The following is a 14,225-nucleotide window of genomic DNA, read 5'->3' as shown; positions in this document are numbered from 1 at the left end:
AAATAATAGGGATGCGCTGCATCAATACAGGAAATCAAATTCAAAGAAGACTGTACCTCATTACTGCGATAAACGCTATCTAGTAAGGCGATATGCTTAAATCACTCAATCAGATCTTAGATAGGATTACAAATCAGCCCGAGTGGCAAGGTATACAACGCTTGTCATCCCTAATTAAGTGTTGGTCTGAAATAGTAGGAGTGAACATAGCTAATCATACCAGACCCTATGCTATCTCTAGGGATATCTTATATGTGGCTACGTCTAGCTCTGTTTGGGCACAAGAACTAAAATTTCAGCGCCGGATGTTGTTGAAACGGCTTAATGCTGGTTGGTCTGAGCCCCTAGTTGACATCCACTTTTCTCCGGCTCAGTGGCATAAAACACAAGTTTTGGGCAATGGCTATTCAAAATCTGAGTTGACCCCAAACCATAGACATCCTAGCACCATCTTGCCAATGTCTTCATCACTGGTTTGTGAGCAGTTAGACCACACAGAAAACACAGAAAGTAGTCAAGCCACTGACAAAAGTACTGACACAACGAGTGACAAAACTCACATACCCCAAGCAGCGTTTAAACGTTGGGCAAAGATGATGCAGATGCGATCGCAAAATTTACCACTTTGTCCTCAGTGTCAGTGTCCGACTCCACCAGGAGAACTCCACCGTTGGGATGTCTGTGGTCTTTGTGCTACTAAGCAATGGCAAATTTAGAGCAAGGTTTTAGAAGGGAGTCGGGAGTCGGGAGTCGGGAGGTCGGGAGGTCGGGAGGTCGGGAGGTCGGGGGCATTCCTGTTCCCTATTGGCTCTTGGCTCTTGGCTCTTGCCTATTCCCAATTCCCTGTTCCGGGATCCGCTGTTCCCTTGATTTTTAGAACACTGAACTGATACTTTTTCATAAGTTAATCGGGCTAAATTCAGTATCTAAATACACTTTTGGTGTGTTTTTTTGGTTGATCCCTATGGGTTTTTGGTATAAAGCAAGCCAATTCTTTCAGAAGCCATCTCTTTTTGTTACTTTTTGTAAAATAAAATGTATCTATTTGTAACAAACTTCTTAAGAAAATATTAAAGCTTCAGTGGCTAACGATATGGCTATAACCTAGGCTGGTCAACAGCTTGCTATCTATAAGAAGCTGAGGTAAGAGGTAGCAGAATGAAATGTGAAGAGGAGATAAAATTTTCCTGAACAAAGACTTATCATGAAAACATTGAATTTACCTATATCTAGTTGCAGATTTTGCCAGTATTATCAGTCAGAAGGACGACGAGGGGGTATGTGTCAACAACTGGGGGTGCCTGTCAGAGCTAGCTGGAAAGCTTGTGCTTTTGCTGTGCCTACATTTTCTTCTTCTTCTTCTTCTTGGGAGACACTAGAACAGATGTGGCAAGATGAACAACTGATGCTCACAGAGGAGCTATCGGTAACGTGCTCTGAAACATCCTCTGGGACAGACACGACCGTTCAAGGTGAGACCATCACCTCTAAAAGTTCGTCAACAGATATCATGCTGGTGTAAATTGTTGAAGTAAATTGTTCGTATTATCAGCAATATCAGCAGTAACTTACTAGTGACTTTACCCTTAATACAATCAATAATTCAAATAAAAAAATTTCACAAAAACCAGTTTAAACCAAATCTTCTAGTTCTAGTAGTTACCTGCTTACAGGTGTCAGCTGAAAAAGCCAAATAATTTCATAAAAATCGGCACCTGATATCTGCTATTAAAATAGCTTTACTCGCACTTTGATTCAAAATAAGGTGCGTTTTTTATTGATAATCAGATCTTGCACTAAGTTTAAAATTAACCATGTAAAGGTAGGGAACAGGGAAGGGGGAACAGGGAACAGTGATATAAGCATATGCGCTACGCGCACCCTACTTGAGGTGCTATCAGCCATCAGCCGTCAGCCGTGAGCTAAAAGCCCACGCTACTTGAGGTGCCGTCAGCTATCATGCTTAAAATAAACCTCGTTCGTGTAGCGTGCGCCGTTCGCGTAGCGTGCGCCAAGGCACAATATTAAGAATTAAATTCGCCACGGGTCGCACCTAATAGTTCGAGATTAATCAGAATTGAAAGTCTGGGGATTTGCCCATAAGCTGACTGCTGATAGCTGACGGCACCTCAAGTAGCGTGCGCGTAGCGCATATGCTTACACTGCTATAATCTAAGGTAACCAAGGGTATTGACGAAAATCTGGTGGACGCTTTTCTAAGAAAGCTTGTTTACCTTCAGCTCCTTCTTCTGTCATGTAATAGAGTAACGTAGCATTACCAGCTAGCTCTTGTAGACCAGCTTGACCGTCGCAATCCGCGTTAAAGGCAGCTTTCAAGCAACGAATGGCAATAGGACTTTTTGCCAAAATTTCCTTTGCCCACTGTAGCCCTTCTGCTTCCAACTTCTCCACTGGAACGACACAGTTAACTAAACCCATTTCTAGGGCTTGAGATGCGGTGTATTGACGACAGAGAAACCAAATTTCTCGGGCCTTTTTTTGACCAACAATTCGGGCAAGATAGCTAGCGCCAAACCCACCATCAAAACTACCGACTTTCGGGCCAGTTTGACCAAAGATAGCATTATCAGCAGCAATAGTTAGGTCACAAATCACATGTAGGACATGACCACCACCAATAGCATATCCAGCAACTAGGGCAATCACTACTTTGGGCATGGAACGAATCAGGCGTTGTAAATCTAATACGTTTAAGCGAGGAACGCCATCTTCTCCAATATATCCAGCCTGACCTCGTACACTTTGGTCACCACCAGCACAAAAGGCGTATTTGCCATCGGTGTGGGGACCAGCACCAGTTAATAAAACAACACCAATACTGTGATCTTCGCGGGCATCACAGAAAGCATCATAAAGTTCAAAGACGGTTTTGGGACGAAAGGCGTTGCGTTTGTGGGGACGATTGATGGTAATTTTAGCAATACCGTCGGTTTTGTGGTATAGAATGTCTTCGTAAGTTTTGGCAGTTTGCCAATCAATTTGCATAACCTTTTCCATGGGTGCGATCGCTGTTTAAGTTCACAATCATATCAAATTAAAAACGTTACCTTGTTTCTAAGCATTGTCATTCCCACTTACAATCGCTTACCGATTCTAAAAAAGTGCCTAATCGCGTTAGAAAATCAACAAATCAGGCAAGATAGCATAGGTGCGCTTGACCTTGGCGAATTAAATTCGCCACGGGTCGCACCTCAGGTCTTGGATTATGAAGTTGTTTTAGTAGATGATGGTTCAACGGATGGCACTTTAGATTGGTTGGCAGCACACGGGGATCAGTTTCCCCATGTACACTCATTTGCTCAAAACCATGCTGGACCGGCTGCAGCCCGGAATCTAGGGGTGAAGGAGGCTAAGGGTGAAATAATTATCTTTATTGATAGTGATTTAGTAGTTACTGAGCATTTCCTCCAGTCTCATGCTGATGCTTTGATACAGGCAGAGCAGCGTCTGGGATGCGATCGCTTATTCACTTACGGTTGGGTGATCAATACCTGTAATTTTGACGACCCTACCAGCGAACCTTATAAAATTACTGATTTCTCTGCTGCCTATTTTGCGACGGGGAATGTTGCGATCGCACGAAAATGGCTCTTAGAAGCTGGACTCTTTGATACTCGCTTCCAACTCTATGGCTGGGAAGACTTAGAACTAGGTGTCCGACTCAAACAGCTGGGCTTAAAACTGATTAAATGTCCCGAAGCGGTAGGTTATCATTGGCATCCTCCCTTTAGCCTCGACCAAATTCCCCGGATGATTGACCGGGAAATTCAACGGGGGCGTATGGGTGTGTTATTTTACCGGAAGCACCCTACCTGGGAAGTCAGGATGATGATTCAGATGACCTGGCTACACCGATTACTCTGGGGGATTCTGTCTTTAGGTGGACGACTCAACGAACGCACCATGGCTCCCTTTTTACAATGGCTAATTGACCGAGGTAAATCCCAGCTAGCTTTAGAAATTGCCCGAATTTTCCTTAACTGGTATAACGTCCAAGGTGTTTATGCTGCTGAGCGGGATATGGAAGGTTGAAGGTTTAAGGTTGAAGGTTAGATGTTGAAGGTTGAAGGTTTAAATTTTAATGTTAAAAGTTGAAGGTTGAACGCGATCGCGTGGCCTTTTGGCCAAGGTTGAAAGTCAAGAAAATAGTTAAGCTGATTTGCATTTAAATTCGTTATTTCCCGTTCCCTGTTCCCTGTTCCCTGTTCCCTGTTCCCTGTTCCCTCTTCCCTGTTCCCTAAAATATTTAGTGATTACTGGAAAGAGAAAGCTGCGATCGCTAAACAACCCCATCCCAAGATCAACGCTGCACCACCTAATGGTGCGATCGCTCCTAGCCACTTGATCCCGGTTAAACTCAGGGCGTACAAACTGCCAGAAAAAATTGCAATTCCAGCGATAAAAGCTGAGCCAGCTACGGTAAGGGAGGTTTGTGCTACTTCTGCACGGCTCAACAACAAGGCTACCAACATTAGCGCTAGAGCATGGTACATTTGATAGCGAGCACCAGTCTGAAAAATTTCCAATGCTCGTTCGGTCAGTTTCTCTTTCAAAGCGTGGCTAGCAAAGGCTCCAGCTGCTACTGATAATCCTCCTAAAATCGATGCGATCGCTAAAAAAATCCGAGTCATCAATTTTGTCCTTACTAAAGTGTAAAATTATAAAATATTCTCCCTTCTTCAGTAACCTCAAAGGTGGCATCACACTCTCTAGCTTTGTGATCCAAATAGTCTTGAGCTACAGCTATAGGAAGTTTGGCTGCCATTGCTAATTTCAAGACTGAAATTCTACCATTTTCGTCTTGAATCAAGCGATAAAATGTAGACTGAAGGTGCTCGATAACTTCTTTTTGATCTTGTCGATACATTACCCATGTTAACCATACTCCCCAGAAGGTAGCTGGGATACCTACTATCAAGCTTCCCACTGCATCAACTTTATCTTGCGACGTTGCTTCCCTTCGAGTTGATACTACAACAGGTACCATCAATAATAGAATACCAAAGGTAAGCAGCAAACCAGCAGATATTTTTTTAAACCGTTTCATTATAGCAAATTTTTAACAAACGTTTATCAGCTTTCAGCTTTCAGCTTTCAGGTAATTATTCAGCTTTCAGCTTTCAGCTTTCAGCTTTCAGCTTTCAGGTAATTATTCAGCTATCAGCTATCAGCTATCAGCTATCAGCTTTCAGCTTTCAGGTAAGTATTCAGCTTTCAGCTTTCAGCTTTCAGCTTTCAGCTTTCAGCTTTCAGCTCTGAGCTATCAGCTCTGAGCTATCAACTCTCAGCTTTTGAATAAAACAAGTAAGCATTGGAATAATGCTGAGTGAAGTCCCAGGGTCGTTCGCACAGCGTGGCCAAACGCGCACGCGTGGCCGTTCGCGTAGCGTGGCCAAAAGGCCAAAAGGCCAAGGCCAAAGCCTGTGCCAAAAAGCACCTCAAGTAGCGTGAGCTTTTAGCTCACGGCTGACGGCTGAATGCTTACGCTTTCAGCTTTCAGTTATCAGTTATCAGCGTGTCGCGTATCAGCTTATGGGTTACCTCCCAGGGTCGAAGCCTGTGCCAGGCTACTGTTCGCGCAGCATGCGCGTAGCCCAATCGGTGCTTTTGAATCAAAGCGGTAAGCATTCATTTAATCTCTGTTACATCTGCTGACTGCTGAGGGCTGACCGCTGAGGGCTGACCGCTGAGGGCTGACCGCTGAATGCTTTTTTTTTAGTTACGGATAGCCTCCAATAAGCGAGAATAGTAAAAGCGAGTGCTAGTCATTTCCTGTCGCTGAATCGAAAACCCATTATTTACTAAAATATTAACGATATCTGCTTCTCGATGCTGATAGGCACGAGTGGTTTTACTTGGTCCTGGAAAAAACTCACCAATCTTTTTGAGTGCAGTAAGAAGCAACGTTTTCGGGGCAAAACTAAGAATTAAACGAGACTCGGCCAAAGAGGCTAAGTGAGTTATCATTTCAGCCGCTTTATCCTGGGGATAATGAATCAACACATCTAGACAAATTACGGTGTGGTAGCTACCACCTAACCCTTCCAAATCCTTGACCATAAACGAGAGATTGTCAGTATTCCCTAAACTCTCCTTAGCCCTTACCTTGGCTTCTTCTACCATTTTGTGAGAAATATCACTAGCAAAAACTATAGCGCTAGCTTTTGCCAGAGGAATACTAAGACTCCCAACACCACAGCCAGCATCACAAATCGACAAACCTGACAAATTTCCATCAGCCTCCAGCCAACTAATCACTTTATCCACAGTCTGCTGATGACCAATCCGGATATCTTGCTGTACCCGGTTAACCTCGCCATCACCATAAATCCGCCGCCAGCGGTCAAACCCAGTGGCATTGAAATAGTCTTTAACAATCGCCTTATCATTAACTGTATTCATATTTAATAACAAACACTCTCCTGAGCTTGGTGTCCTTCCCGTCTTTGCGGTTCATCACAAATCATCCCATGGATATTGACGACCTTCTCCAATCCTTTAAATACTTTGGCGTTGAGCTTGGCTTAGAACGGATTAAGCAACTTCTATCGCGCTTAGGTAACCCCCAGCAGAATTTTCCAATCATTCACGTGGCTGGAACTAATGGTAAAGGCTCAGTTTGTGCCTACCTGTCTTCTATACTCACCCAAGCTGGCTACCGAGTCGGACGTTATACTTCTCCTCACTTGGTTGATTGGACAGAACGGATTTGCCTTAACCAAGAACCCATCTCTAGCCATACCCTAGGCACAATTTTGGAGCAAGTTAAGGCAGCAATTCCAAAAAACTGTTCCGATCCACCTACCCTATTTGAAGTGACTACTGCTGCTGCTTGGTTGTATTTTGCTCAGCAGCAGGTGGATGTGGCTGTAATAGAAGTGGGATTGGGAGGACGGCTGGATGCAACGAATGTATGCGATCGCGTTTTGGTTAGTATTATCACATCCCTGAGTTGGGAACATTGGCAGCGTCTTGGTCCAACCTTGGCTGATATTGCTAAGGAGAAGGCTGGAATCCTAAAGCCTGGCTGTCCTGCGGTAATTGGTCCGCTCCCGCCAGAGGCTAGGGCAGTGGTTGAATCAAGGGTGAATCAGTTGGGGTGTCCAGTGGTGTGGGTAGACTCAGCAGTGGATTTGCCAGAAGGTAAGACCCCAAGCACCGGAAAGCATCTCAGATGGGTGGAGTATGGGGGAGTCAGCTATAATTTGCCCTTGTTGGGGGAGGTGCAGTTGGTTAATTCGGCGATTGCGATCGCAACGGTACAAGTTCTGCAACAGCAAGGTTGGGAGATTCCAGAAGATGCGATCGCATTGGGGATGGCGAAAACCACTTGGCTGGGACGTTTGCAGTGGACTAGCTGGGAGAATCACCATTTACTGATTGATGGAGCCCATAATCAAGCCTCTGCTCAGGTTTTGAGACAATATGTTGATACCCTAGGTAAATCGGTCAACTGGGTCATGGGTATACTCTCAACCAAAGACCATGCTGGTATTTTTAATGCCTTGCTCAGACCAGGGGATCGATTATCTCTAGTGCCAGTACCAGACCATAGTTCAGCTGAGTTAGACTACTTGGCTACTCTCGCGCAACAAATTTGTCCAACCTTAGCCGATTGTGCTATGTATCCAGAGTTAGTGACAGGACTCCGTGGTACCTTTAACAAAGCCGAAGCTGAAGAGAAGATTACTGTCCTTTGTGGTTCTCTGTACCTAGTTGGTCACTTTTTGCGAACAGAAGCTTTTGTTGGTGGTAATGGGAATAGCTAATCGCTAATCGCTAATCGCTACAGTAATTAATTTCAGGATTAATCAAAAAATTGTCATGATTATAAGATAAATTGGGTACGATCAAAAGCAACCTAATGTTGAAACCCCCATCTACCTAACTCAGATCGGGTAGCTAAATAAATTCTGATAATTTTTGATCCCATATTCCCAGATCCGCTACTCCCTACTCCCTTTGCTAGATATGGTTAACCGTTTTAAAAATTTATTTTCCCGGCGCAAGCAAGGTGTTGGTATAGAATTAGCCCCAGAACGAATTCATATTGCTCAATTGCAGCGGCAAGGTCAGAGCCTCAAAGCTACCACCCTATATGCTCATGAGGTTCCAGAAGGGATCTGGGAAGGAGGACAGATTGTTGATTCCCCTGGTTTAGCGGAACTGATTCGAGAAGCCCTACAGGAAAGTCAAGTGAAAGTGGAGCGGGTTGCGACTGCTTTACCCATGCGGGAAGCAGTAATCCGGATTATTCCGATTCCTGCTGAGCTAGATGATAACGAGCTCCGGGATATGGTACTCAACCATGAAGCTGGCTTATATTTGCCCTATCCCCGGGAAGAAGTGGATTTGGATTATCAGAAGCTTGGCTTCTTCGTCGATGAAGATGGAATCGAAAAGGTGCAAGTGCTGCTGGTGGCTACTCGTAAAGAAATCACCGATAGCTATCTCGATACCTTTGAGCAGGTAGGTTTACAAGTAGATGTACTGGAAATTAATAGCTTTGCCCTGATTCGTACCATCCGAGAACAACTGCGTCAATTTCCTTCCCAAGAAGCAGCCGTTCTGGTAGATATTGAATTTGATAGTACTGAAATTGCCATTATTGTAGATGGTGTACCGCAGTTTTCCCGTACTGTTCCCATTGGTACCTACCAACTTCAGAGTGCTCTATCACGGGCGATGAATTTACCAGCCTCTAGAAACACTGAACTCCTCCAAGGGATGACTATTCCCAGTACCCCAGTTGATGGCATGCGCACCGGCTCGACCGGGGTAAATCCAGGTATGGTAGCTCTGATCCAAGTCTTGGGAGAAATTGCTGATGAACTACGCCGCTCTATCGATTTTTACCTCAATCAGATGGACAATCTAGAAGTAGCCCAACTTCTACTAGCTGGTCCTGGGGGTGGTATCGGACAACTTGATGAATTTTTCACCCAACGGTTAAGCTTGCCTACGATTCAGGTGGATCCCGTGGCGGCTCTTTCTCTAGAAGTGGAGAAAGATATTCCGATGGTACAACGACCGAGCTTAGGAACTGTGCTTGGATTAGGATTACGAGAGGTATAGCACTATGTATAGTCTTGATATTAATTTTTTAAAAGACCGAAATCCTGAGGAGATCAAGTCCGTTCAGGATGGAGCGGCTAGACCAGGGATGGCCCTAGGGGAAATGACCCCTCTACTGATTGGAGCTGCAGTCGGTCTAATCCTACCTGGATTGGTGGGAGGCTTTTGGGTAGTTCTCCAACATCAAAACGCCCGGTTGAAGGAAGAAATTGCTGATGTTGACAAGAAACTGGCAGCCTTGGGGGCGCAAAAGCAACGAATTAGTAAGCTAAACAAGGAACTCAAGCTGGTCAACGACGAAACTAATGCTCTTGCCAGTGTCTTTAATCAAATTAAGCCTTGGTCAGCGATGTTACAGGACATTCGTGAGCGCACTCCCCCCGGAGTCCAAATTAAAGACATCGAGCAACAGCAAGTCACTGACAAAAATGCTTCTAAGGATGAGTCTAACGCTAACTCACGACCTAGAATTGAGCTGGATATTTCCGGTACAGCTCGAACCTTTGATGATGTGAATTACTTTTTGCTGACGCTACAGAATTCTTCCTTTTTCGACAAAAATGACACTCAACTGATCAAAGCTCAGTTAATCAATAATCCCACCAAATTAGAAATTCCTGAGAGTCAAAAAGAATTAGTAACTCAGGTAAAATATACCCTGCCAAAAGTGGTAGAATATACTATTAAAACTCAACTGAGTGATATCCCCGCTTCTGAGATATTAAAAGAGTTAGACCGTAAAGGAGCAGTAGGATTAGTGACTCGGATTAGAAACCTTCAATCCCAAGGAGTGATTCAACAATGACCTATGCTACTGATGACGACTTTATGAGTGTTGAAGGTCAGGAGGAAGAGCCTGAGTATCCTACTGCCTTCGGCATTACCTTTACTCCCCAAGTTTCTGGGATTACCTTTGCTATTCTTGGTGTGGCCGCTGCTGTCTATCTAGCCATGAACCTGATGTTACCGGCTTGGCAGGAGTATCAGACTTTACGAAATGATTTATCAACCAAGCAAGATGACCTCCAAAATCCCGAAGTACTCCAGAAAAAAATTAAACAGAAAGAGGATGAACTCAAGCAAGCCAAGCAGCAAAACCGCCGGGTTTTGAGTTTGTTTGCCAGTGACAAAACTTTGGATACCTTATTGATTGATCTCAATACCTTTGTTAAGAATACTAGAGGAACTTTGCTTAGATATGAGCCAGATTCCGAGGGAATCAATATAGTTAATGATGGGTCTCTAGGAACCTTAGTTGATGGAAAATTAAAACGGAGAACCGTCAATGTCGAAATTGAGGGTAGCTTCCAACAAGTGCAGTCAATTATGCGCAGCTTTGAGCGGCTACAGTCGATGTTGCTGATCAAAGACCTAGAAGCTCAAATCAGTGAACCGCAAACACTAGTGCTACAGCAAGGTAGAGTAGTTCCTGGTCCTCAACCTAAGCTTAAAACTAGCTTAACCCTGGAAGCTCTCATGCCTGCTAGAGATTTGGATAAGGAGGAAGAAAAAGCTGAGGAAAAGAATGATAAGAAACAGTCAGGTAAGAAGAAATAATCCCAAATTACTTTATTATTGCTACCAATAATGATGGGTAGATGGCAAGATGGGTAAATTGATCGGTAGGCAAGTTGTTGGAAATTGGGATAACTTGCTGTTTGATTGATATGACAGGGTTATTAGTGTTGGTGATTATGGTTGTTTGTTGAGTGTTTAGTGTTTTCTCTTTAACGTCTCAACGGTCAATAGTCAATAGTCAACCGTCAACAGCCCTTTGTATGGAATAATTTCTGTGATTTGAGTCAGGAGATTGGAGAAATCGATCGTGAGACAGATTCAAGTATGTGGTGGAGTGTTCGCGGCTACAGCAATGGCTTTATGGGCAACACAGCCTGTAGTCGCAGCAAGCCAAGTTAGTGCCATACGGTTCAACCAGCAGGGGAGTGAACTGGAACTGAAACTTGAGACAAAAGGGGGCAATGAGCGTCCACAGATTTTTGCTGTTAACCAAGGCAATGTTTTGGTAGCTGATCTGGTTAATACCCAGCTGAGTTTGCCCAAAGGGACTAACTTCCGTGAAACTAACCCCCTACCCAATATCAGTGCGGTTGCAGTTAAGGAACTAGATGACAACCGGGTCAGGGTGACAATTCGAGGCACTGACAAACTGCCAATAAGTTCACTGATCCAAAGGGACGCTCAGGGAATTACCTTAGGCATTGACACCACTACTGAGAATCAGGGGATATTATCTATCCAAGACTCATCGGTGATGAAGCTGGCTCAAGTTCCTAATCCTCAATTTCCTAATACAGAAACTAATACTGAAACGGAACAGATGGAGAAACCAGCGGAACTTTCTGAACCAGAACCAGAGACAGAGGCTAACCCCTCAGAAACTCCTGAACCTCCAGAAATCGTGGCTCCTGAACCAGATGTGCTGGTACCTGAGCCAGAAATTATTATTGATGGGATACCGGCAGCTCCAGCTAATGCGGTGCAACCGATTGCGCCAGCGCCCCCCTTCTTACCTAGAGCAGTAGCACCACCAGTAGGGGATATTGCAGTTTCCAATATTAATGCTGCTGCTAGCACTATAGATCTTGGCACAGCAATTCTAGTGCCCCGTTTAGTATTACGAGAAGCACCGATTCGAGAAGTGTTGTCTCTGTTGGCTCGTTCTGCTGGACTCAATCTGGCCTTTGCTGAGTCAGATGAAGACTCGGGTGTAGCACAGTTCACCATTTCTATTGATTTAGAAAACGAACCCGTCCAAGATGCTTTCAACTATATTCTTCAGCTGTCTGGTCTTCAGGCTAACCGTCGGGGAAGCACAATTTTTGTTGGGGCCAAACTCCCTCAAGCCGCTCGTAATTTAATTAGTCGTACTCTACGGCTCAATCAAGCCAGTGCCCAAGGGGCTGCTACTTTCTTAGCCACTCAGGGAGCAGAAGTGCAACAGGTAGTAAGCGAGACCGAAGAAATCATCGATCCTGAAACCCAACGAGTGGTGCGACAAATCCAACGAGCCCCAGAAATTCAACCAGTTACCGCTGAGCGGGAAGACGGTAGCCAAGGGGCACTGTTGCTGGAGGGATTAGCAGTATCTACGGATGAGCGACTTAATTCTATATCTCTGGTAGGTGAGCCCAGGCAAATTGAAATTGCGACCTCTTTACTCAAACAGTTGGATGCTCGTCGCCGTCAAGTGGCAGTAAATGTCAAGATTATTGATGTTAACCTGGCTGGAACGGATGCTTATAATGCCAGTTTCTCCTTTGGGATTAATGATACCTTTGTAGTCAGTGATGGCGGAGCCGCAGCAGTTAATTTCGGCAGGGTTAATCCCCCCAGTAGAGATGATGTAATTAGTGGTCAGTTTCCTAATATTGAGCCATTTGATTTTCGTGCTGTAGACGGAGACGGTGATATATTCTTCGATAGACAAAATGCTCCCTTTGATAACGTGATTGAGGGTTTCAATGAAACCGCTGGTACTCCATCACTCTTCGCACGTCCTGGTTTTGGTCGAAATAATAATCCATTCCAGCCAGGTGTGACGGATGTCCAGCGTCAAGATGATGGAAACGAGTTTGATTTTGCTCTTCCTTCTCTATTTGAGTTCCCTGATAAGTTCTTATTAACCTTGGAGGCTCAGATAGAGAGCAGCAACGCCAAGATTCTGACCGACCCGACTCTAGTGATCCAAGAAGGGCAGCAAGCTAGTGTCAAGTTGGTTCAGGAAGTACTGACTAGTGTGAGGACAGATATAGACTTAGATGGTGGTGTGGCCACTAGAACCATCACCCCGGTTATTGAAGAGGCTGGTTTAACGCTAAATGTGAATGTTGAGAGAATTGACGACAATGGTTTTATCACCTTATCTACAGCTCCCATAATCACAGCTCCTTCGGGAACTCAAGTGTTTGAGAGTGATAATGCAGAAAATACAATCACATTCCTCAGTCGCCGAGAACTGAGCTCTGGGCTAGTTCGTCTGCGGGATGGTCAGACGTTAATTCTATCTGGCATTATTCAGGACAATGACCGCACAACCATAACGAAAGTGCCAGTTTTGGGTGATATTCCCTTACTTGGTGCTCTGTTCAGAAGTACCGAGAAGGTCAATGAACGCCGTGAAGTGATTATCCTGCTGACCCCTCAAATTATGGATGATACAGACCGCAATGGTGGGTATGGTTACAGCTACACTCCTGGACGGGATGCCCGTCAAATGTTAAACCGGGGAGGATTTCAGTCTCCAGGTAATTAAGGTAAAGGTAAGGTAAACGTCAATCAACACTTATCTCCCCGAGCGAGGGATTGCTCGCTCGGGGGTAATCAACTTATGGATTTGACTACTCCCCCCTACTTTAGTGGTGGGAATAGTTAGGTTTTGAAACTTTTACGTGTTTATTTGTTTTTGGTTGACAATTTTATTGACTTGGTTTGATTTAATTTTTATAAATCATTAATTATACCTTATTTTAAGGTTTATTGTCAATATATAAAAAAGGCTCTCACCTTTGCTATCCCATAGGAGGCTCACCAAGCACTGCTAGAGCGAGGGGCTTACCTTAAATGAATTATATATAATTAACAATGATTGATCATCAAAAATTCTGATTGCCTACTCCCTCAGGAATAAATTTAGGGGAGCATTTTGGGGCAAAATTCTGAAATCTATATAAATTAAAGCATTCAACGATCCATATAGGCATTGCAAACATTAGAATAATGCAGTGAAACCTTGAAGCTGCGAGTGTTGCAGCGATTTTTTTGTTGAAAACCCTGGTTGGATGATCTGAAAAACAAGGAGATTTGAATGAATAAGGGTGAATTAGTTGATAAAGTGGCGGAAAAAGCTACTGTAACCAAAAAACAAGCCGATGCAGTACTAACTGCTACGATAGAGACGATTATGGAAGCAGTGTCCGAGGGTGATAAAGTCACCTTAGTGGGCTTTGGTTCCTTTGAATCCCGGGAGCGTAAGGCTCGTGAGGGCCGCAATCCCAAAACCGGTGAAAAGATGGAAATTCCGGCAACTAAGGTTCCAGCCTTTTCTGCTGGTAAGGTTTTTAAAGAGAGAGTTGCACCACCGAAGGAGTAATCGCTGATTCACTCAGAAA

At 44.3% G+C, this 14,225-nt stretch carries 15 protein-coding genes; 10 read left to right on the top strand and 5 right to left on the bottom strand.

What is annotated here, in order from left to right:
- Positions 1-92 precede the first annotated feature (92 nt).
- From F6K64_RS28215 to F6K64_RS28205, 3 genes are all read left to right on the top strand, one after another.
- The gene (locus F6K64_RS28215) at positions 93-716 is read left to right on the top strand and encodes a DciA family protein (RefSeq protein WP_008189087.1); all 624 of its coding nucleotides are present in this window, start codon (positions 93-95) and stop codon (positions 714-716) included.
- A complete protein-coding gene (locus F6K64_RS28210; RefSeq protein WP_154659936.1) occupies positions 704-877 on the top strand; it encodes a hypothetical protein in 174 nt (57 codons plus the stop codon). The genes F6K64_RS28215 and F6K64_RS28210 overlap by 13 nt, the downstream gene beginning before the upstream one ends.
- Positions 878-1,204: 327 nt before the next feature.
- Entirely contained in the window at positions 1,205-1,522 is a 318-nt protein-coding gene (locus tag F6K64_RS28205) for a hypothetical protein (protein WP_044495055.1), read from the top strand.
- Positions 1,523-2,172: 650 nt separating this feature from the next.
- On the opposite strand, the gene menB is transcribed toward F6K64_RS28205, so the two are convergent.
- A complete protein-coding gene (gene menB / locus F6K64_RS28200; RefSeq protein ID WP_044495057.1) occupies positions 2,173-3,006 on the bottom strand; it encodes a 1,4-dihydroxy-2-naphthoyl-CoA synthase in 834 nt (277 codons plus the stop codon).
- A gap of 63 nt (positions 3,007-3,069) precedes the next feature.
- Between menB and F6K64_RS28195 the strand changes: the two genes are divergently transcribed.
- Complete coding sequence (locus F6K64_RS28195; RefSeq protein ID WP_287267088.1) at positions 3,070-4,053, top strand: glycosyltransferase family 2 protein; 984 nt, start codon at positions 3,070-3,072, stop codon at positions 4,051-4,053.
- A 221-nt stretch (positions 4,054-4,274) separates the two neighbouring features.
- Here the strand turns inward: F6K64_RS28195 and F6K64_RS28190 are convergent, their stop codons facing one another.
- The 4 genes from F6K64_RS28190 to bchM all read right to left on the bottom strand — a co-directional run bounded on the left by F6K64_RS28190 (position 4,275) and on the right by bchM (position 6,423).
- Entirely contained in the window at positions 4,275-4,652 is a 378-nt protein-coding gene (locus F6K64_RS28190) for a DUF423 domain-containing protein (RefSeq protein ID WP_287267087.1), read from the bottom strand.
- A 14-nt stretch (positions 4,653-4,666) separates the two neighbouring features.
- Positions 4,667-5,068 (bottom strand): hypothetical protein, encoded by a 402-nt coding sequence (locus F6K64_RS28185; protein ID WP_287267086.1) that lies wholly within the window; start codon positions 5,066-5,068, stop codon positions 4,667-4,669.
- A 230-nt stretch (positions 5,069-5,298) separates the two neighbouring features.
- On the bottom strand, positions 5,299-5,451 hold the full coding sequence (locus F6K64_RS28180; RefSeq protein WP_287267085.1) for a hypothetical protein: 153 nt from the start codon (positions 5,449-5,451) through the stop codon (positions 5,299-5,301).
- A gap of 285 nt (positions 5,452-5,736) precedes the next feature.
- Entirely contained in the window at positions 5,737-6,423 is a 687-nt protein-coding gene (gene bchM, locus F6K64_RS28175; RefSeq protein WP_287267083.1) for a magnesium protoporphyrin IX methyltransferase, read from the bottom strand.
- 68 nt (positions 6,424-6,491) lie between these two features.
- Between bchM and F6K64_RS28170 the strand changes: the two genes are divergently transcribed.
- From F6K64_RS28170 to hbs, 6 genes are all read left to right on the top strand, one after another.
- Positions 6,492-7,790 carry a bifunctional folylpolyglutamate synthase/dihydrofolate synthase gene (locus F6K64_RS28170; RefSeq protein ID WP_287267082.1) on the top strand — a complete coding sequence of 433 codons (1,299 nt, stop codon included), beginning with the start codon at positions 6,492-6,494 and terminating at the stop codon, positions 7,788-7,790.
- Positions 7,791-7,992: 202 nt separating this feature from the next.
- Positions 7,993-9,096, top strand: coding sequence for a type IV pilus assembly protein PilM (pilM, locus tag F6K64_RS28165; RefSeq protein WP_044495077.1), 1,104 nt, complete (start codon positions 7,993-7,995; stop codon positions 9,094-9,096).
- A gap of 4 nt (positions 9,097-9,100) precedes the next feature.
- Entirely contained in the window at positions 9,101-9,901 is an 801-nt protein-coding gene (locus F6K64_RS28160) for a PilN domain-containing protein (RefSeq protein WP_008189108.1), read from the top strand.
- Positions 9,898-10,653: a GspMb/PilO family protein gene (locus F6K64_RS28155; RefSeq protein WP_287267081.1), complete on the top strand. Its 756-nt coding sequence runs from the start codon at positions 9,898-9,900 to the stop codon at positions 10,651-10,653. The genes F6K64_RS28160 and F6K64_RS28155 overlap by 4 nt, the downstream gene beginning before the upstream one ends.
- A gap of 268 nt (positions 10,654-10,921) precedes the next feature.
- A complete protein-coding gene (locus F6K64_RS28150; RefSeq protein ID WP_287267079.1) occupies positions 10,922-13,369 on the top strand; it encodes a secretin GspD/PilQ domain-containing protein in 2,448 nt (815 codons plus the stop codon).
- Positions 13,370-13,921: 552 nt separating this feature from the next.
- Positions 13,922-14,206, top strand: coding sequence for a non-specific DNA-binding protein Hbs (gene hbs / locus F6K64_RS28145; RefSeq protein WP_008189112.1), 285 nt, complete (start codon positions 13,922-13,924; stop codon positions 14,204-14,206).
- Positions 14,207-14,225 lie beyond the last annotated feature (19 nt).

It is taken from the genome of Moorena sp. SIO3A2 (assembly GCF_010672265.1).
GTDB classification, from domain to species: domain Bacteria; phylum Cyanobacteriota; class Cyanobacteriia; order Cyanobacteriales; family Coleofasciculaceae; genus Moorena; species Moorena producens.
This window is presented reverse-complemented; position numbering and strand designations above follow the sequence as displayed.

Excerpts from the sequence above, each read along its gene's own strand:
- F6K64_RS28215 (WP_008189087.1), top strand. The coding sequence starts at position 93 with ATGCTTAAATCACTCAATCAGATCTTAGATAGGATTACAAATCAGCCC.
- F6K64_RS28210 (WP_154659936.1), top strand. The coding sequence starts at position 704 with ATGGCAAATTTAGAGCAAGGTTTTAGAAGGGAGTCGGGAGTCGGGAGT.
- F6K64_RS28205 (WP_044495055.1), top strand. The coding sequence starts at position 1,205 with ATGAAAACATTGAATTTACCTATATCTAGTTGCAGATTTTGCCAGTAT.
- menB (WP_044495057.1), bottom strand. The coding sequence starts at position 3,006 with ATGCAAATTGATTGGCAAACTGCCAAAACTTACGAAGACATTCTATAC.
- F6K64_RS28190 (WP_287267087.1), bottom strand. The coding sequence starts at position 4,652 with ATGACTCGGATTTTTTTAGCGATCGCATCGATTTTAGGAGGATTATCA.
- F6K64_RS28185 (WP_287267086.1), bottom strand. The coding sequence starts at position 5,068 with ATGAAACGGTTTAAAAAAATATCTGCTGGTTTGCTGCTTACCTTTGGT.
- bchM (WP_287267083.1), bottom strand. The coding sequence starts at position 6,423 with ATGAATACAGTTAATGATAAGGCGATTGTTAAAGACTATTTCAATGCC.
- F6K64_RS28170 (WP_287267082.1), top strand. The coding sequence starts at position 6,492 with ATGGATATTGACGACCTTCTCCAATCCTTTAAATACTTTGGCGTTGAG.
- pilM (WP_044495077.1), top strand. The coding sequence starts at position 7,993 with ATGGTTAACCGTTTTAAAAATTTATTTTCCCGGCGCAAGCAAGGTGTT.
- F6K64_RS28160 (WP_008189108.1), top strand. The coding sequence starts at position 9,101 with ATGTATAGTCTTGATATTAATTTTTTAAAAGACCGAAATCCTGAGGAG.
- F6K64_RS28155 (WP_287267081.1), top strand. The coding sequence starts at position 9,898 with ATGACCTATGCTACTGATGACGACTTTATGAGTGTTGAAGGTCAGGAG.
- hbs (WP_008189112.1), top strand. The coding sequence starts at position 13,922 with ATGAATAAGGGTGAATTAGTTGATAAAGTGGCGGAAAAAGCTACTGTA.